26 protein-coding genes are annotated in these 18319 nt (G+C 38.6%); 21 read left to right on the top strand and 5 right to left on the bottom strand.

Annotated elements, in window-relative coordinates; all coding sequences use genetic code 11:
- Positions 1-43 precede the first annotated feature (43 nt).
- The 18 genes from EKM82_RS05495 to EKM82_RS05580 all read left to right on the top strand — a co-directional run bounded on the left by EKM82_RS05495 (position 44) and on the right by EKM82_RS05580 (position 13496).
- Positions 44-421, top strand: coding sequence for a head-tail connector protein (locus EKM82_RS05495; protein ID WP_125767315.1), 378 nt, complete (start codon positions 44-46; stop codon positions 419-421).
- Positions 384-734: a phage head closure protein gene (locus EKM82_RS05500; RefSeq protein WP_225419673.1), complete on the top strand. Its 351-nt coding sequence runs from the start codon at positions 384-386 to the stop codon at positions 732-734. The genes EKM82_RS05495 and EKM82_RS05500 overlap by 38 nt, the downstream gene beginning before the upstream one ends.
- Entirely contained in the window at positions 727-1197 is a 471-nt protein-coding gene (locus tag EKM82_RS05505) for a phage tail protein (RefSeq protein ID WP_125767317.1), read from the top strand. The genes EKM82_RS05500 and EKM82_RS05505 overlap by 8 nt, the downstream gene beginning before the upstream one ends.
- The gene (locus EKM82_RS05510; protein ID WP_125767318.1) at positions 1194-1565 is read left to right on the top strand and encodes a DUF806 family protein; all 372 of its coding nucleotides are present in this window, start codon (positions 1194-1196) and stop codon (positions 1563-1565) included. The genes EKM82_RS05505 and EKM82_RS05510 overlap by 4 nt, the downstream gene beginning before the upstream one ends.
- A gap of 3 nt (positions 1566-1568) precedes the next feature.
- The gene (locus EKM82_RS05515) at positions 1569-2246 is read left to right on the top strand and encodes a phage tail protein (RefSeq protein WP_125767319.1); all 678 of its coding nucleotides are present in this window, start codon (positions 1569-1571) and stop codon (positions 2244-2246) included.
- A 63-nt stretch (positions 2247-2309) separates the two neighbouring features.
- Positions 2310-2744 (top strand): phage tail tube assembly chaperone, encoded by a 435-nt coding sequence (locus EKM82_RS05520; RefSeq protein ID WP_164508128.1) that lies wholly within the window; start codon positions 2310-2312, stop codon positions 2742-2744.
- A gap of 16 nt (positions 2745-2760) precedes the next feature.
- Positions 2761-2949, top strand: coding sequence for a hypothetical protein (locus EKM82_RS05525; RefSeq protein WP_125767321.1), 189 nt, complete (start codon positions 2761-2763; stop codon positions 2947-2949).
- A 3-nt stretch (positions 2950-2952) separates the two neighbouring features.
- Positions 2953-7164, top strand: coding sequence for a tape measure protein (locus EKM82_RS05530; protein WP_125767322.1), 4212 nt, complete (start codon positions 2953-2955; stop codon positions 7162-7164).
- Entirely contained in the window at positions 7148-7882 is a 735-nt protein-coding gene (locus EKM82_RS05535; protein ID WP_125767323.1) for a hypothetical protein, read from the top strand. Before EKM82_RS05530 ends, EKM82_RS05535 begins: the two co-directional genes overlap by 17 nt.
- Positions 7882-9819, top strand: a complete 1938-nt coding sequence (locus EKM82_RS05540; RefSeq protein WP_125767324.1) for a phage tail spike protein — start codon at positions 7882-7884, stop codon at positions 9817-9819. The genes EKM82_RS05535 and EKM82_RS05540 overlap by 1 nt, the downstream gene beginning before the upstream one ends.
- Positions 9820-9823: 4 nt before the next feature.
- Complete coding sequence (locus EKM82_RS05545; RefSeq protein ID WP_125767325.1) at positions 9824-10417, top strand: hypothetical protein; 594 nt, start codon at positions 9824-9826, stop codon at positions 10415-10417.
- Positions 10414-10761 (top strand): collagen-like protein, encoded by a 348-nt coding sequence (locus tag EKM82_RS05550; protein WP_125767326.1) that lies wholly within the window; start codon positions 10414-10416, stop codon positions 10759-10761. Before EKM82_RS05545 ends, EKM82_RS05550 begins: the two co-directional genes overlap by 4 nt.
- A 3-nt stretch (positions 10762-10764) precedes the next feature.
- A complete protein-coding gene (locus tag EKM82_RS05555) occupies positions 10765-11190 on the top strand; it encodes a hypothetical protein (protein ID WP_125767327.1) in 426 nt (141 codons plus the stop codon).
- 2 nt (positions 11191-11192) lie between these two features.
- Entirely contained in the window at positions 11193-11513 is a 321-nt protein-coding gene (locus EKM82_RS05560; protein ID WP_125767328.1) for a hypothetical protein, read from the top strand.
- The gene (locus tag EKM82_RS05565; RefSeq protein WP_125767329.1) at positions 11513-11626 is read left to right on the top strand and encodes an XkdX family protein; all 114 of its coding nucleotides are present in this window, start codon (positions 11513-11515) and stop codon (positions 11624-11626) included. The genes EKM82_RS05560 and EKM82_RS05565 overlap by 1 nt, the downstream gene beginning before the upstream one ends.
- Positions 11627-11658: 32 nt before the next feature.
- Positions 11659-11982 carry a hypothetical protein gene (locus EKM82_RS05570; RefSeq protein ID WP_125767330.1) on the top strand — a complete coding sequence of 108 codons (324 nt, stop codon included), beginning with the start codon at positions 11659-11661 and terminating at the stop codon, positions 11980-11982.
- On the top strand, positions 11969-12217 hold the full coding sequence (locus EKM82_RS05575) for a phage holin (protein ID WP_125767331.1): 249 nt from the start codon (positions 11969-11971) through the stop codon (positions 12215-12217). Before EKM82_RS05570 ends, EKM82_RS05575 begins: the two co-directional genes overlap by 14 nt.
- On the top strand, positions 12204-13496 hold the full coding sequence (locus EKM82_RS05580; protein ID WP_125767332.1) for a LysM peptidoglycan-binding domain-containing protein: 1293 nt from the start codon (positions 12204-12206) through the stop codon (positions 13494-13496). The genes EKM82_RS05575 and EKM82_RS05580 overlap by 14 nt, the downstream gene beginning before the upstream one ends.
- Before the next feature lie 673 nt (positions 13497-14169).
- Here the strand turns inward: EKM82_RS05580 and EKM82_RS05585 are convergent.
- From EKM82_RS05585 to EKM82_RS05595, 3 genes are all read right to left on the bottom strand, one after another.
- The gene (locus EKM82_RS05585) at positions 14170-15321 is read right to left on the bottom strand and encodes a site-specific integrase (RefSeq protein WP_125767333.1); all 1152 of its coding nucleotides are present in this window, start codon (positions 15319-15321) and stop codon (positions 14170-14172) included.
- 239 nt (positions 15322-15560) lie between these two features.
- Positions 15561-16049 (bottom strand): hypothetical protein, encoded by a 489-nt coding sequence (locus EKM82_RS05590; RefSeq protein WP_125767334.1) that lies wholly within the window; start codon positions 16047-16049, stop codon positions 15561-15563.
- Between the two features lie 3 nt (positions 16050-16052).
- The gene (locus EKM82_RS05595) at positions 16053-16406 is read right to left on the bottom strand and encodes a helix-turn-helix domain-containing protein (protein WP_125767335.1); all 354 of its coding nucleotides are present in this window, start codon (positions 16404-16406) and stop codon (positions 16053-16055) included.
- Between the two features lie 282 nt (positions 16407-16688).
- On the opposite strand from EKM82_RS05595, the gene EKM82_RS11370 reads away from it, so the two are divergent.
- The gene (locus tag EKM82_RS11370) at positions 16689-16835 is read left to right on the top strand and encodes a hypothetical protein (protein WP_164508129.1); all 147 of its coding nucleotides are present in this window, start codon (positions 16689-16691) and stop codon (positions 16833-16835) included.
- On the opposite strand, the gene EKM82_RS05600 is transcribed toward EKM82_RS11370, so the two are convergent.
- The gene (locus EKM82_RS05600) at positions 16795-17361 is read right to left on the bottom strand and encodes a TIR domain-containing protein (protein ID WP_125767336.1); all 567 of its coding nucleotides are present in this window, start codon (positions 17359-17361) and stop codon (positions 16795-16797) included. The genes EKM82_RS11370 and EKM82_RS05600 overlap by 41 nt on opposite strands.
- A 75-nt stretch (positions 17362-17436) precedes the next feature.
- Between EKM82_RS05600 and EKM82_RS05605 the strand changes: the two genes are divergently transcribed.
- Entirely contained in the window at positions 17437-17634 is a 198-nt protein-coding gene (locus tag EKM82_RS05605) for an XRE family transcriptional regulator (RefSeq protein ID WP_125767337.1), read from the top strand.
- 163 nt (positions 17635-17797) lie between these two features.
- Here the strand turns inward: EKM82_RS05605 and EKM82_RS05610 are convergent, their stop codons facing one another.
- Positions 17798-17962: a YjzC family protein gene (locus tag EKM82_RS05610; RefSeq protein ID WP_125767338.1), complete on the bottom strand. Its 165-nt coding sequence runs from the start codon at positions 17960-17962 to the stop codon at positions 17798-17800.
- A 156-nt stretch (positions 17963-18118) separates the two neighbouring features.
- Here EKM82_RS05610 and EKM82_RS05615 point away from each other — a divergent pair, with 156 nt between their 5' ends.
- Entirely contained in the window at positions 18119-18310 is a 192-nt protein-coding gene (locus EKM82_RS05615) for a helix-turn-helix domain-containing protein (RefSeq protein WP_125767339.1), read from the top strand.
- The last annotated feature ends 9 nt before the right edge of the window (positions 18311-18319 follow it).

Here is an 18319-nt window from a genome sequence, read left to right on the forward strand (position 1 = left end):
ATAAACAATTCGCTAGGCGGGCGGCTATTAAGGAGGTGGTTGAGTGCCACAATATCTAAAGATTGATGGACTAAAAACATCTTTACGTATTGTTGATACTGGTGATGAAGTAATTGATAAAAGTGTTGATGATCGCTTGGCTAGCTGTTTGGGTGCTGCAGAAATCTATGTTCAACATTCAGTTGGGGAAGATGTTACTGATTTCTTCAATGATGATGGTGTTAAGGAACTATATGAGATTGCAGCATATGCCTTGGCCACTACCTACTATCAAAACCCAGCAACGATTACCACAGGCCAACAAACTAATGTTGATCCAGTAATGAACAGTATCATTGGCCAATTGCGTGGCGATTATGCTTTACGGAAGGATAGTGTTGCTGATGATGGTTCAATTAACCAACCCAGCACGTTTGGATAAACTGATTCATTTTGGCAAGCAAGATAGTTCAAAAATGAATCAGAATGGTATTCCTATTTTAGGCTTTGTTGAATCCTTTAAAGCATGGGGTGGTGTTTGGCAACTAACGACAACACAATTACTACAGATTTCAGGGATGAACCTTAGTGATAATCAAATTTTTGTGGTTCGACACCGTGAATCTTGGACAGATGTAATTGATGCCAAGATTGGAACTAAGGTATATCACGTCAAGAGTATTGTCCCTGATGTGGCTGATACACCCACTAGTTATGATCTGGTTACTTTGGAGAAGGTGATTAAGAATGGCTGATGAATTTGCTTCTTCAATTGAAGAATGGATGAATCAGGTTGATTTTGCTATAACTCTAACAAATGAGGATAAGGCAAAAATTACTGGTGCTGGTGCTGAAGCATTTACTGAGGTACTGAAAAAGAATACGCCAAGGTCAGACGTAAATTATAATGCTAAAGGTAAATCAGCAGGTCACGCCAATGCTAAACATGGAAACAGCCACAGAAAGAAGCAGCACTTGGCCGATTCGATTACTTACAAAAGTGGTCATACTGCTGATAACTTAGCAACTGGTGATACTGATGTTGGTTATAGCGAACACTATTACGATTTTTTGGCACGAATTATCAATAATGGTAAAAAGAAAATGTCGCCAAAAGAAATGGCCAATATGTATTACTCAGATAAGTCTCAGCAAGAGGCACAAAAACCAGTAGAAGAGGCCATGCTGAAAGCCTATAAAGAGGTGCGGGGTCAATGACAGCGGTAATGGATGCAACGAATTTACTGAAATCAGCGTCTGTCAATGATATTGATGGTGTTTATCCCAATTTATTGTCAGCTGATATTCAGGCCGATACTTCAAAAACAGTAATTCTAGTTACGGATGTTAATGAACGATACGGCAGCTTTGGTTCAAATCGCAGTACAACCAAGGATTCAACGATTGCACTCAATATTTTTTATGGCATTAACTCAAACGCAAGTAGAGACACAGTGGAAGAAACCATTGTGTCTCTTTTTGAAGACAATGACTGGCGAATTATTTATTCGCCTGGTCAGACAATCGATCCAGACACACAGCAAATTACCAAAATAATGCAATTTTCAAAGACGAAAGGACGTTAAAAAATGGAATTAAAAGGTTTAGCAGATTTTATCATTGGGCTTTATGGGCCAGACGGAACTTTATTAAAGGATAAAGACAAGGGATTAAGTGAAACGGGTCTTTATAAAGTTGATTTAAATAGTTCAAAAGGTGCAACACAGGCCAATATGACTGGATTAGCGCCAACAGTGACCAAGGTTTATGGTTCCAATGCAGTTGCAGAACAAAATATTGGGACACCAAGTCCTGCTATCGCTTTAGCAGCTAATGATATTCCACACACTATCTACGATAAAACAGTTGGACTGGAGAAGGATGAGGTTAATACAGGTTATGCTGCCAGACCCGGTCAAACTTCCATGGGTGGTGTTATTGTTCACTCACAAAGCGCCGATGGTACCGTGGATGCATATATGGCATTTCCACAAGGGACTATCACACCTGGCGAAATGAATTTGCAAACTAATACAGAAAACCCAGTTAGTGTTCATGATGCGCTAACACTTTCAACGCAGGCGCGGGGATCAGATAAGTTAATGTATCAAAAATTTTATTCGGATGAGCCCAATTTTGATTATGAAAAAATGCTGGCGTTTATTTTTCCAGGTTATGTTGCTAAAACAACATCTGAAGCAGCTCAAACTAGTGGCTCCAGTGAAGCAGCTGGCTCAACACCAAAAACTGATAGTACTACAGCATAGTTAGTGCTGAGAAGTGAATTCTAAGTAAATTTCAGACAGAACGATGAGTAACTAATCGTTTGGGTGGGTGTGGTGGCATGTCTAAAAGGAGATTTTTTAATGAATTACGCAAAAGTAGATGTAACACGAATCGGTATCAAAGAACCAATCTCAGTTCCACAGACAAAAGGGAATTTTCGTCGTTGTTTAGTTGCACTTCGTGACTTGGCACAGACAGACGTTGATCAAATCAAACGTGATCACGAAAGTAATTCAATTGAAGTTGATGATGATTCATTTGCGATTTCGATGCTTGATGAATTCCAAAAGCAGTTGGATCATCTTGATAATATGAGTGATTTTATTATTAAAATTTTGCATTTGAAGAAAAAAGATGTCGAAAAACTGGATGATTTAAGCGCCGATGAGATGGGCGAATTTGTGGGCGAAATTGCCAGTACTGTGATTGGGATTAATAGTCAGGAACCCACAGAAGCTGATTTAAAAAGTAACGCCTAGTCAATATGTTAATGAATTGAATGGTGCCATTGAAGATGCCGACTATTTGGAGCAGCAGGCGTTAGTTGATTTTGGTATTTTACCTGAGGATTTTGAAAAATCTGATCATATCAGAATGAATGAAATTCTGAGTGCAAAGCCTAAAGATAAACGTGCCGTTGATGCTTTTGAATTTATGAATTCATTAAGAAAGGGAGGAAGATAATAAATGGCAGGTAAAATTCCAGCTGGTGAATTTAATACTCGTGTAAGTCTTGATGGTGAGCAACCTGTCAAAACACTGAAGCAAATGCGTTCAGAGGTCTCCTCTTTGACAGCATCTTGGCGAGCCCAATCTGCTGAGCTAAAAACTGCAGGTGACATGGTTGGTTCTGCAAAAACAAAGTTTGAAGGTTTATCAAATGCAGTTTCTAAGCAGAAGGATTATGTTGCACGTTTAAAAAAAGAGCAGGATGCTTTAGACACTTCAACTAATAAAGGTGCCGAAGAGTCGGCAAAATTAGAAAAGCAGATTTCATCAGCAACCATTAAACTTTCTTCATTGACCACGCAGCAATCTAAGGCCAAAGATTCATTGAAGTATTATGAGTCCGGATTAGCTAGCGCCCAGACCGAATTACGCAGCATTAGTGAAACCTCACGTTCTTATGTGACTCGATTACAGGCTGAGGGTAAACAAACTGCTGCTAATAAGGCTGAAATGAGTGGCTTACGTGGCTCTTATGAAAAGATGTCATCAATTTATAAGATTCAGTCTGAGGAACTTGCTAAGATTGAACGCGAGTCCGGTAAAACGAGTGAAGCTTACTCAAAGCAGTCAGTTCGTGTTAATCAAACTGCCACTGATATGGCCAAAGCTAAAACTCGAATGTCTGAACTTGATAGCGAGATGCGAAAGGCTAATCCATCAGTTTTTGATAAGTTACGTTCGCATTTGAAGAGTGTTAATAGCGAAGCTGATAAGACGCCGGGACTTTTTAAGAAGATCGTTGCTGGTGGTGTTGTTAGTAATGCAATTACCAGTGGCTGGCAGGCATTATCTGGTAGCATCAAATCTACTGTTAAATCAGGGCTGGCATTGAATGAGGCCGGCGAAGAGCTTGGTAATACTTGGAAAAACATGGGTAAGTCCAGCAATGATATTGGTATTATGGGTGACCAACTTGGTTATTTACGGTCTCAAACAGGTGCAACTGGTATTGAAATTAATACTTTGCAGAAGACAGTTGATACTTTTACTGGTGGTGTTACTGAAAAGACAGTAGTTATTAGTGCCGGACTTGCTGGTATTGCGACGGCTAGTCATATTGGCGGCGAAGGTATGGACGGCTTGTCCAAATCTTTGGCCCGTGTATTAGCTTCTGGTAATTTAACGACTTCTGGCTTGGCCAAACTTGAAAAATTAGCCCCAACTTTAGGCGAGCAGTTATCAAAGGCAGCGGGCGTTAGTCAGACTGCTTTTAATGACATGGTTGCTAAGGGAAAGATTAACGCTAATGATTTAAAAGATTTACTGTATAAGATTGGTACTACCAGCAGCAAGACTTTTGATGAGTATGGCAAGACCTCTAAAGGTGCCATGGCTCAAATTCAAGGCGGCTGGACAACTTTAAAAGCAAATATGACTAAACCACTGTTGGATGTTAAGAATAGTGGGATGACCAATTTAGCTTCTTTGGTGAATAGCCCGGTACTTCAAAAAGCGGCCACTAGTTTAGGTGTTGGTGTCGCAAATATAGCAGCCAAAGGTGAAGCATTCTTAGCTTATATTGCCAAACATAAAAGTGATGTGACTGGTATTGCCGGCGATATTTTCAAAATTGGCAAAATTGCTGGTGAAGAAGTTTGGTCAATCTTTAAAGACGTAATCAAGGAAGCCGCCGGTTGGCTTGGTGTTGGTGGTAAAAATGCTAAGACCATGAAAGATCCTTTGGAGGCTATTCACGATGTTCTTGATGCGATTGTTAAGAATAAATCTGGCATTGAAACGACTACTAAAGTTGTGATGAGCCTTTTTGCAATTAAAAAGGCATTAGGTTTTGCTTCGGCTCTGAGTCATGTAACAGGCGGGCTAGAAAAGCTAGGTAGCTCCAAAATTGTTGGTGGAATTCTGAACCTTAACAAAAGCCTTGTCAATGGCAGCAAATTAGGTGGCGTCGGCCAATCAATCAAGTCGGCTGGTGGTTTAAAAGGTTTATCAACAGCTGGCAAAGTTAGTACTGGTCTGGCCGGGGCCGGAGTTGCCTTGGATGCCGGAATTGATATCTACTCAGCCATCAAAGAAAAAAATCCAACCAAGAAATTTGAAGATTTTGGCTCTGGTGCCGGTAAAGCAATTGGTGGTGGACTTGGCCTGTTTTTTGGCGGCCCGCTTGGTGCTGCTGTTGGTGCCAAAATTGGTGGTGTTATCGGTAAATGGGGCGGCTTAGGTACTAAAAAATTTATGGATGGCTGGAATAAAGCGGGTTCTAAGAAGAAACCGGATGACTGGCTTGAAGGAATTGGCTGGAACGCCCATAAGATGTCGACCAAAATTGGCAAGTGGTGGAATGATAACCAAAAAGCCAATGAGAAGGCCCAAAAGAAACAACAAAAGGCCCAAGATAAAGCTAACAAGGCTGCTCAAAAGAAATGGAATTCCTATTGGTCTAATGTTAGCAAGGGTTGGACTAAATTCTGGGGTAATGTTGGTAAGAATGATGATAAGTCAGTTGCTAAACGTAAAAAAGCCCAAGAAAAAGTCAATAAAACACTTCAAAAAAATTGGAATTCTTACTGGTCTAATGTTGGCAAAGGTTGGAACAAACATTGGAGTAGCGTCGGAAAAGCCAATGATAAGGCCTTTGCCAAACGGAAACGTGATCAAGCTGCGACTAATAAAGCTATCTCAAAGTCAATGAGTGCCTGGTGGTCAGGTATTCAAAAAAATTGGAATAGTTTTTGGTCTAGTGTCGGTAAAAAAGGTAGTTCGGGGATGAATTCACTTCATTCCACAATTACTAGGCGAAATAACCAGATAGGCAAGAGTTGGCGTGAGATGTGGTCAGGTCTTGCAAGTTGGTTCGGTGGTATTTGGTCAGGAATAAAGAAACATGCAAAGTCTGGTATGAATGGTGTAATTGATATTATCAATGGCGCAATTGGTGGTATCAACTTTGTTTGGGAGAAATTCACCGGTAAGAATGCTATAAAGAAATTACAAAGGCTATCAACTGGTGGTGTCGTTGGGTCAATGCAGAAAGTCATGTTAAATGATGGCGTTGGCTCCAATTGGAAAGAATTATTTGTCACGCCTAGTGGTCATGCTGGAATGTTTAAAGAGCGCAATAAGATTAGCTATTTGCCTAGGGGGACCCGTGTTTTCAACGGCGACGAAAGCAAGTCAATTATGTCATCAATCGGTATAGAACACTTTGCAAACGGTGGTGTTATTGGCGATATTGGCAACTTCTTTAAATCTGGTTGGGACAAACTAGAAATGGTTGGTAAGTGGCTGTCAGCACCACAAAAGTATGTTTCAAGCATGATCAATAATGCCGTTAATGGCGCCTTTGCAGATGTACAAATGTTTACTGACTTAGGAAGAGGTATTGGACATCAAATGATTGGTGGCGTTGCCGACTGGTTCAAGAAACAGTTAAAAGGTATAGAGGATAAACTCCAAGAATCATCTGCTGGCAGTGGGGCCGCCTATAGTCCTTCGTTAATCAAAAAGGCTGCGGCACAAATGCATGCAAATCCAACTGATGCTTATATTAAGATGCTTGGCCAAGTTATTATGAGTGAATCTGGTGGCAAAAGTGTTGTCCAGCAAATTCATGATGTGAACTCCGGCGGTAATGAAGCTAGAGGTATCTTGCAATACACACCACCAACCTTTGGCTATTATGCCGTCAAAGGTCATAAGAATATTATGAGTCCTTTTGATCAGTTACTCGCTTTTTTCAATAATTCTGACTGGAAGAATGCCATTGGTTGGACGACGATTTGGGGTAAGCGCAAGGTTGATTGGTTACATTCAGGGCCTCAAGGACACAGAAGATTTGCAAATGGTGGTTTTACTAATAAACCGGCTATATTTGGTGACCAGGGGCTTGAAGCAGCAATTCCAATGTCTGCCTTAAAGTCTAGTCGCGGCTATGAAATGCTTGGTAAGACAGCTGCTGCCATGGCTGCCCGCGACAATATTTCGGACAATTCAGAAAATAATAAAGAGTTAAATAACAAGTTGGATGATGTTATTTTGCTTATGAAACAAATGATAAAGGGACAGAATGAATTGCTTACTGCTTTGGTTGAAAAGAATTTGACGATTAATACTAAAACCTTAAATAAGGTAATGGCTCCAGAACAGTCATTTACTAATCGTCAACGTCAAGTCTTGGCTCAAAGGGGGATTGCAATTGACACAAGAATCTAATCAATATGGGTTTAGATTTAATGGCCATCATTCAAGTGAATTCTCAGTTTATGTTGTTTACGGCTCAGAAACTGAAGGCTATCCTGCCAAGACTAAGGATTTGGTAACATTACCAGGATCAAGTCAGGTTCTTGATTTGTCTAATCTATATGGTCCTGTTTACGGAGAAAGGACTAAATCTTTAACGCTGGTGCTTGCAGGTGAAGCATTACTTGGCCGTGAACAGATGACTCAAGCATGGACACGAGTGATTAACTGGTTAATGAAACCAGACCATAAGGTGGTTTATCAGAGTGATTTAATGCCTGAATATCATTATTTGGCCGAGGTACAGAATGCACCTTCATTAAGTGAAGTGAATGATGCCGGGCAGTTAACGATTGAATTTCAATGCTACTCTTTCCGAATCAAAAACAAACCTGAATTTGATGATATATGGGATGATTTCAACTTTGATACTGGTGTGGCACAAGAAACTCATTATATTGGTTCAACCTCAACTCCTGGTGTTTTAATTAATACTGGTGTTGCCGAAGTGCCGACTACCGTTAAAGCTAGCGAAGCAGTCACTTTAATTATCAATAGTGAACAATATGAACTACAAGTCGGTGACAATTCTTCAACAGAGTTAGTCCTAATGCCGGGTGAGAATGACATTACGATTAGGGGAAGCACTACTGCGAAGGTAGATTTCAGCTGGTATCAAGAGGTGATTTAATGTATCAAGTCTTTATTAAGCAATCGTGGAATGGTAAAGAACTATTAATTCATAGTGCGCATAATAATATGTTAAAAGTGGCTAATGGTGTTGTTACTCTGGATGTCGCTGCTATTCCATCTTTTACTTTTACTATTTACGCAAATAATCCTGGTTATGATCAGCTGCATTATTTAACGACATTTGTTAGAGTGTTTGATACAAGAAATCAAAGAAATATCTTTGAGGGCCGCATTTTAGTTCCCAGTGAGCCCTTGGAAAGCAATGGCCAAATTTATAAGGAATATACCTGCGAGGGCTACGAAGCATTTCTGCATGACAGCAGGCCTGATTTTGTAGATTTTACAAATCAAACACGAGCACAAATTCTTACCACGCTAATTAATAAGCATAATCAACAAATGAAGGATGGCGGTAATGATTTTAAATGCATTAAGCTGGGAAATATTGATTTGGGAAGTTCCGCCATCTCTTACCGATATACTGATGACAATGTTGATACCTTTGAAAATATTAGCAATCTAATTCTTGCTGATGGCTTTGAAATGGCGCTTCGGGTAGTCAATGGTGATTTATATCTTGATGCCGCTAAATCAATTGGTGGCAAAGGACAGCAAAAAATTGAATTAAAAAAGAATTTATTATCATTTACCAGAAGTATTGATCCTACTTCCTTGGTGACCGCATTTAAGCCGTTGGGGAATGTAATTGATACTAATGATGATAATACTGACAAAGGGACTGCCAGACTGACAATTGCATCAGTCAATAATGGCAGTCCTTTAATTCGTAACGAAAAATTGATTAGTGAATTTGGCTTAATAGTTGGTAGTAACACTTGGGATGATATTACAGATGCAAATTTATTAAAAAGTACTGGGATTAGTTACTTTAACGGTCTATCAGTGGCTAGTGTCACCACTCAAATACAAGCAGTTGATTTATCCCTCGTTGATCAGAGTAAAAAGCAAGACCCGTTATTGTGTGGTTGGTCTTATCGGACTGTAATTTCGGTAAAAGGGATTGATGCAGTTTTTCGAATCACTCAGCAAACTTTAAATCTTAATAATGTCGAGCAAAATACTATTACAATTGGTGATCGGGTTGTCGGTCAGGAGAGTTATGATGCTTTATTTGCTGCTGATGTAAAAGCAATGGCAGATATCAAAGCAAAAGTCGATTATCAGAACAAAAAATTAGCTGAAATGAAACAGTTGTCCACTGATTATCGAACTGCCAATGATAAACAGATTGCTTCGCTGCTTGAAAAAATCAAAGAGCTAGAATCAACAGGTGCCAGTTACTTTGAGGGCTCAATTATTGACGTCTCTGAATTTCAGGGTTCAATAAACTGGAATCAAGTTGTTAGTGGTGGCTTAGCACTAGGGATTATTAGAATTCAAGACGGTAGCGACTATCAGGATAAAACCTATCAAGTGAATGTACCAGGGGCTATTGCAGCAGGCGCTAATTATGCGGTTTATGCTTATTTTCACGCCTTGAATCCAAGCGATGCGGTAACTGAAGCAACGGATTTCTATAATCGAACCCAAAAAGTAATTACTGGAAATGTTCAACCGCGTTTCTATGCAATTGACGTTGAGGCGCCAACTGTCACTAACGGAACCATGAGGGATGCTGTTAATTCTTATATGAATGCACTGAACAATCTTGGCGTAAGTGATGCTAAGATTGTTCTTTACATTTCTAATAATTTATACAGCAGCTTCAATCTTGATGTTTCGCGAGCAGGGGCAGTTTGGCTGCCAACATACGGCGCCAATGATGGAAATATTCCAACTAATTACAAACCGAATTTTGCTTATGACCTTTGGCAGTATACCAGTGTTGGCAAAGTTTCTGGTATTAATGCCAATGTTGACATGAACACTAGCCCAAGCAGTCGCTTTAAAGAAAATTATCTAAAAAAGGGGTGAGATGATGGCAGAAGTAAGTGGAAAAACTGAGTATCAGGATCCAAGTTCAATACCAGAAAAACAAACTTTTTCACCTGATAATATTGATCCAATTGCTTTAGATATTGCACGTTTTATTAGAACAAAAATGTATGGTGCAGATGTCCGTGAATCGTTAGCGCGTTGGGTTGAAATTACCCAAGCTGTTTTGGATTACTATGGTGTCGATTCCATTAAGTTTAAAAATGACTTAATGGTTCAACAAAACAAAGTCACTCAGCGGCAAGATGATGTTACCAATCAATTTACTCAGATTCTAGCAAATATTACCTCGGACAGTGAACTGATAAATGCTAGAACCGACGTAACTGGCAAAAACTATCAAACGCTAAAAAAGCGATTAGATACTATGCAACTTGAAACAGCAATTTTGTTAGATGCTGAGGGAGTAACTGAAATCAGAACGCTGCAGCTAACTGGGTTAACTACCACAAGCACTCCGTATAAGTATGAACTAATTAGTACTGTAATCGGTGACAGCTTTAACAAAAATAATCGTGGATTGATTATCAAGAACTTGTCTAATATTAATTTTGAGAAAGTAAGTGATATTGCATGACAGAAATCGTTAAGGTAATGCAGACGGATACGACCGGTAATCAGACGCAAGTTTATCCACAAACTCATGTGGATGCAATTGTTGGGCTGGATGATGAAATTAAAAATCATATTACAGCACCGACAGCTGGAAATGACGGATTATCGGCCTATGAAATTGCAGTTAAAGATGGTTTTAGTGGAACAGAGGTTCAATGGTTAGCAAGCCTAAAAGGGACTAACGGTACGAATGCTACTACAACCAGTGCTGCTACTTCGGCTGCTAACGGCCTAATGAGCGCCGCTGACAAAAAGAAACTTGATTCTGTACCGGTAATTTCTTTTGTAAAGGTAAAGGATGTGTAATTGATGGCTAGTTATGTAGCAAATATGAAAGATGAGCAAAACAATATTATTTATCCAGTTGCGCGATATGATGATCTGATTAATCGCCCAGCAGCGCCAATTGATACTGGTTGGGTTGCATTGGCAATTACTAATGCTACTGGTAATCTATGGATTCGTAGAATTGGTAGTCGCGTAATCGTCAATGGTAAAATTCATTTCTCAAAGGATGCGATTCCAACATCTCCAGTAAATTTATGTACAACTATCCCAGACAATATGGTTTGGCACGACACTAACAAAACAGGGCGCTATAGCTTTTTCTCGGCATTTTCTCCGTTGACAGAAAATATGGCCCGGTTACAACTAAATGCTGCTACAATTGCAATTTTGAATTGTACGGCATCAGCAAATGATTATCAGATCGATATGGAATGGGAGGTAGATTAATAATGAAAATTCAATATGAAATTGATCCTAATGGCGCATTAACTGGGCATACTCGTTTAGTTAGTTTAGATACTGATTCCACAGAGAATTGGCATGATGGCTGGGTGAGTGACGGATTTAGTCAGCATAAATTTATTAATGGTAATTGGGTAGGCAGTGATGATGATTATGAAAAGCCTGTACCAGTATTAACTGATCAGGAAAAAGTCAATATCGCACTAACCAAGGAACTAGCTGATACTAAATTACAATTGGAAACCGCCAATAATGGTTTAATCGCCTTAAAAAAAGAAGTTGCTGAAATGAAAGGAGCGCAAGCATAATGGCTTATCTTTTAACTTATTACCAGATGAAGAAATTTAATGATGATGATATGAAGTTGTTCGTGACTATTGGCTGGATTACTCAAGAACAATATGATTCTGTTAAAGCCTAAATTATTAAGAATAAGCCAAGGGAGGAATGCAAATGCCACCGCACCAAATATTTGGCCTATCATGGGCTGAAATGCTTTCCATTCTTAGCATTCTTGGCATAATTTATGCTGGAATTAAGGGACTTTTAAGAAATTTTAGAAATACTATTATGGATCCGCTCAATCGGCAAATGAAGCAGCTATCAGATGCTATCAAAGAGCTATCAAAAAATTCTATTTCTGAACACCAAAAGTTGGAAAACCATTTGAATGCGCATGATATTCATTTTGCCAAGAATGATGAGGATATTAATCTTTTAAAACAAACAGTAGGTATCAAGAAAAGGAATAGGGATGAAACTAATGAAGAAAATTGATTGGGCATCAAGAATTAAGAATAAAACTTTTTGGCTGGCGTTAGTGCCGGCTATTTTATTGCTCGTTCAAACTGTTTTGACTCCATTTGGGTATAAGTGGGATTTTGGTGTATTAAATGCAGAATTAGCCGCAATTATTAACGCTGCTTTTGCAGTATTAACTATTTTAGGTGTTGTCAATGATCCAACTAGTTTGGGCTTTACTGATAAGGAGGGAAAGAATGAAGTTAAATAAAAAAGTTGTTACTATGATGACCGCTGCTGCAGTGGTTATTTTTATGTCTGCACCAATTAATCAGGTAGCAGCTGCCAAGGGTGATCATGGTGTTGATTGGTCAAAGTATCAGGGCTCACATGGTGTATATGGCTATCAGCAAGATAAATTCGTAATCAGCCAAGTTGGCGGCTATTACAATGGTCAGTTTATTGACCAACTGACCTACCAAACCCAAGTCAGTTCAGCAATTGCGGCCGGGAAGCGTGCTCACACCTATATTTATTCTCAATTCTCAGGTCGTGAACAGGCTGATGCAATGCTAAATTATTATCTACCAAAAATCCAGACGCCAAAGGGCTCAATTGTTGCTTTAGATGTTGAGAGTGGCCAACCAGACACTGATTCAGTTATTTATGCCCTGAATCGTATTAAGGCGGCTGGATATACTGCAGTATTATATGGCTACAAAAATTTCTTAGTTAGTCACATTAATTTGAGCACAGTAGCAGCACAATACCCGCTTTGGTTAGCCGAATATCCAGACTATAATGTTACACCTGACCCAAATTATAATTATTTTCCTAGTTATGATAATGTGGGTATTTTTCAATTCACTAGCACCTATATTGGTGGCGGTTTGGACGGCAATATTGATTTAACCGGCGTTACTGATAATGGCTATGGCGGTAATATTAAAACCAATTCAGGAAAAGTCGTTGTTAAACCAAATTCAACGACTTCTGCAATTAATGTGGGGCAATCTGCAAATAATACTGCTAAAGCAAACATCAAGTCGGGTGATACTGTAAAAGTTAACTTAACTGCCACTAAATGGGCTAACGGTGTTGGGATGCCAGCTTGGGTTCGCGGCAAGACGTATCAAGTTCAGCAAGTTAGTGGTAACAAAGTTTTACTTGCCGGCATCATGAGCTGGGCCAATAAATCTGACGTTGAGTTGTTGAGCGTTGGCAGCACAAGTACACCAGCAACTAACTCTGCAAATAGTTATACCGTGCAATATGGTGACAGTTGGTGGGCAATTGCTAATAAGTTTGGAATTAATATGTATTCGTTAGCGGCAGTCAACGGCAAAACCATTAACACAGTGATTTATCCTGGGCAGCGTTTAACTATCGGCTCAGCCACTGTAAGCTCTGCACGAACATACACTGTCAAATACGGAGATAGTTGGTGGCTGATTGGCTCTAAGCTTGGTATTAGCATGTATACACTAGCTGCCAAAAATGGTAAAACCATTAACTCAATGATCCATCCTAATCAAATATTGATGTATTAAAATAAGCCTACTTCCTAAATTGGAGGTAGGCTTATTTTTTATTTGAAATTGGATTACTTAGGGGATTATAGAGCTCTTTTTCAGTTATATGAATTCGATTTTTCATACTGATTGACCTGGAATATCCTTATTTTCATTTCCAATCAGTGGTGTTGACATTTTTACGAAAAAAAAGGTAATCTATTAACATTGCACCGCCTATGTAAACACCAAAAGTACGAGCTAATCCATTTAACAATTAAAGCCTATCTCATAGTTGAGGTAGGCTTTTTATTTGCAAACTCAATCTAACATCTCACTTAGACTTTGCAAATTTCGGCGATATTCTAAAAGTTTGCGTATATGTATGTGAGCGCCTGATTAACGCTCAGATTTTTGGTGGCCATCTTTTAGGGCAAGGGTGGCTGTTTTTATATGTAAAATATTCAGTGCGTGCAAGACTAATTTTTGGTCTGTTTTATGTGGCAAATATGTGGCACATAAATGACATTTTTTTCACTATCCTATTATATAGCGGGTTGCAGAATTTCCACCGACTCCCCTCACCTCCATAATAATAGTTTTATCCGTTTCGATTAAGACCATGAATGCTGATTTAATAACATTTATGGCCTTTTTGTTTTTATTAATTTTGATTGGTTTTTGAACCGATGTGTACAAGATGTGTACAAATTCAAAGTGCAGATAGCGCGTCAACAGTGGCTTTTACCTCGGTGTCTTCCAAACTCTTTAATAGATGAGTGTACACATTCTGAGTCATGGTAACATTACTATGACCTAACCGCCGAGAAATATAATTAATGTTGATGTGTTTGTAAATCAAGAACGAAACATGAGTGTGTCTTAAGCCGTGGAAAGTGATTGGGTCAGATATACCTAGCTCTTTTTCTAGTGCCTTGAGACTGCGATTTATTGACGAATTAGAGGGTACCTCGTGTCTGGCATTACGAAAAACCAAATTATACTTATCACGGTATCCCTGATACAGATAAACCTCAGACTGTTCTTTTTTTAACCGATGTAGCGCAATTAAAAGATTGTCGGAAACATCAATTATTCGAACGCTTGATTTATTTTTTGTTTTGGTGAATCCAGACCTAAATTGGTAATCCCAAGTCTTGTTAATATTGATTTGCTTATTCTTAAAATCGACATCTTTCCAAGTTAATCCAAGAATTTCGGAATATCTTGCGCCCGTCAGTGCACCGGTTGCAATCAGATAATAGGGGAAATGCTCAGAATAATTGGCAAACTCAGTTGTAGTGTTGATTAGCTTCTTAAAATCATTCAATTCTAAATACTTAATTTTACTTTCTGTCTGATCATCAGGTATGCTAACGCCATTGGTAAAATTGGAGTAAACAATCTGGTCATCAATTGCGTTATTGACCATGCTGCGAACGTAGCCATTAAGCTTGCTAATTGTATCTTTTGAGCGCCGTTTTGGAATACGGCGGTCCTTACCAGTAGAAAAGTCATTGATAAATTCTTGCCAATCGCTTTTGGTGATGGTCTTTAATTCCCGAAGTGGACCAAAGTATTTCATTAATTGGCCACGAATAATGGTATAGCGTTTTTCTGTTATTTCTGCATGCTTGCCAGCCTTAAATAATTCTATCCAGCGGTCCCAATAATCCATAAAAGTAATTGTGCTATTATCTAATGTCGCGCCGTGGGCATATTTAGTTTCAATTTCTAGGCTGGCATTTTCGGCTGACCGTTTTGTTTTAAAACCCGACTTACTTACATATTTACGCTTGCCGTCTTTATCGATATAACTAACTCGATATTGCCAAGACTTTCCACGTTTCATAATATTTGCCATAGCGTTTCCTCCAAATTATGTTAAAATTGAGTACAGAAAGAGCCTATACCCTATGTATAGTTTTTTTCGTGGTTGACGTATCCCAACTTTGCACGGTGGGGGATGCGTCTTTTTTTATTATCTAATTTTATACTGACCAGGACTTAGAGTTTTACTAATAGCAAATTCCTGACCATTTTCAAATCTGAAGGAAACAGTTATAGGTGCAACATCACTGTTACCAGCGGTGTGGGGCTTTTTTATGCCCAAGCGTATTCTTCTGATATTTTAACGCCATCAGTTAGGTCAAACATAAAGCCCTTGTGCCAAAATTTTTCGCCAAATGTTTTGCGAAAATAGTCAAAGGCTGACTCCAGAATCCATGGTTGCACATCCATCTCACGAGCAACATCATCCAGTGTCATAGAATCACCACCTAATGAGTTTACAACGTCATCCAGGGTAACAATGCGGCCACCAGCTATCATGCGAGCACGGCGCTCAGATTGAGCTGTTTGTGAGTCGTCATAATCCATTTGAATACCGACCGACGTTAGATAATGGCCATATTCTTCATTGATAATTGACACTTTTTCTTTTTGTGTCAGCTTGGGATTGATAAAAATATAATCCTCGCCATCTGTGTTTTTCCAGAGACCGTCAACACCAAATTCAGTAATTCTTTCCGTTTCAATAACAGAGATATGATCAGTCTCAATTTCTTCAACTAAGGTATCATATTCGTTCATAGACTATTCGTCGTCCTTTTTATTCTGAGCTTTGAACCCAGCAATTAGAGCGTTAGTCATTTCATCTAGCTGTTGGATTTGTTCCTTGGTCAATTGGCGAGTTCCTTCAGCATAGTGAGCCGCCATTGCATTTGTATGCATCTTTTTGCCTGCTATTTCGGGGTTGTCGGTGCGACCTAAAAGATAGTCGGTAGACACGTTAAAGTAATCAGCAACCTTAGTTAAATTTTGCCCGCTTGGAATTTTCTTTTTCCACGAATAAAGAGTATTCGTTCCTAATCCTATTTTTGTTTCTACTGCATTTACAGATAATCCTTGTTTGTCAGCCAATTTTTTTAGTCTATCAAAAGGCGTCATTAAAGCATTCCTCCTGATACAGAAACAGCATTTTAAATAAAAGTCTAAAACAGAGTTGACTTTTAAAACAAAGACTAATATACTGTTTTTGTAAGCTAATTTGATAGCTAATTAAACCATTAAAAAGTAAGCTATAAAACCGTTCCCCAACGTCCTTTTAGTTTAAAAGTGGCTTATTTAACTATGCTTTGATTTTAAATCAAAGACTAAAATAAGTCAACTATCTTTTAATTTGGCTGTCGTTTTAGCTTACATACATAAATAGCGAAAGGAGGTAATGAGATGAGTGAGGATTTAAGTGAACTTGAACTATTAAAAAAAGAAGTTAAACAGTTAAGAGCAACTGTCAACTTCTTAGTTGGATATATGAATGCAAAAGACCCTGATTTTACTTATCTTCCGAAGTTAAATCAACACCGAACATTTTAGCTAATTCTGCTACCTTTTCTAATTTAGAAAGATCACCAGTTGCGATAGCGTTCATAAGTAATTCAGCCCCCATTTTTTCTCCCAAATTATTTAAATCGTTGTTTGTATCTAACTGTGTTTCAGCAATAACTTTAATCATTTGTTCCAAACGTAATTGAAAATCATCGATGTCTGGTGCAGTAACTGTATATTCAAGAGCACGTATTCCTTTAATGTCGAACGGAATTTCCTTAATCGACTGGGTCAGTATTAAGTAGGGTTTTTTAGTTGAGAATCGATATCCAAGTTCAAACATGACATTGGGATTGGCGTTCGTGATATCAGCAATTACCAAATCCGAATTATCTAATTGTTCGAGAATGGAGTCACTAATATCAGTTACAGATTGGATCAAGTCAGCACGTAGAACATCGTAATCGAGCTTTTTTGCAACAGGATTAATAAAGGTATTCATAACAAAATCTGCATCACGACGTTCATTTGAATTTTTGTCACCAATTGGTGTTACAAAAAATATTTTCTTCATTAATTTTTCTCCCTTGATTTGATGAGTTAATTATCTCATGAGGAAAATTAAAAACAATACGAAAGGAGGAATAACATGCCAACAACATTACCCGGTCGAGAGTTGATCAAGAAATATATCGACCAAAATAGCATCAGCGTTGCCAGTCTGGGTCGCATGTATGGCGTCGGAAAGATGTACATGGGTGAAGTGTTATCGGGAAAGAAATCCGGGCCATCTGCCAATGCTTTGATTTTAAAGATTATTGATGACCTGAAAATTGTTGATAAATAAAAGGAGAAAAAACAATGATACATCACTATTTGACGAAATATGTAGATGAGCATGACCGATTTATTGCCGAATCTTGGATACAGTTTAATCTTTTTAAATGGTCATTCTGCTTTTCAAAGCGACAAATGATATTAAAAAAGCCGTCCGAAGACGACTAATTGGATTACTTCTTTTCCCAGCCATTGCCGGGTTCTGTGGTTGGTGGTAATCGGTCACCTTTACCAATGGTTGCATTGTGACCACCAGAGACTTTTCCGCCACGGGGACCAACTTCCGTATATTTGCCAGGGCTTTGATTATCAGTACCTGGCTTGATAGGTTTTGTCATTTAACCACTCCATTCTACTTTGAAATGTGTTTTAAGAACGACCGGCGAAGGCGTGTTCTTAATACGTCCTAATTATATAACTAACATAATTAAAACGCAACATGTTGCGCAATTGTACTTGATAATAAACTGTATGGTGTGCTTGGAGGTAATTAAATGTGGGATAAAGTGCAAGTGATTTTGAACGATAAAGATATGACAATTAATCAGTTGTCAAAGTTGATTGGCTATAAGAGCAACTCTATTTTGTACTCATTCAAGCACGGGAAAATTAAGAAGCCAAGTTTTGAATTGATGGAAAAAATAGCCGACGCCTTAGATGTCAGCTTGGACATATTTAGAGAGTAAAAGGAGGAA

The organism is Lapidilactobacillus wuchangensis (assembly GCF_003946645.1).
Taxonomy (GTDB): Bacteria; Bacillota; Bacilli; order Lactobacillales; family Lactobacillaceae; genus Lapidilactobacillus; species Lapidilactobacillus wuchangensis.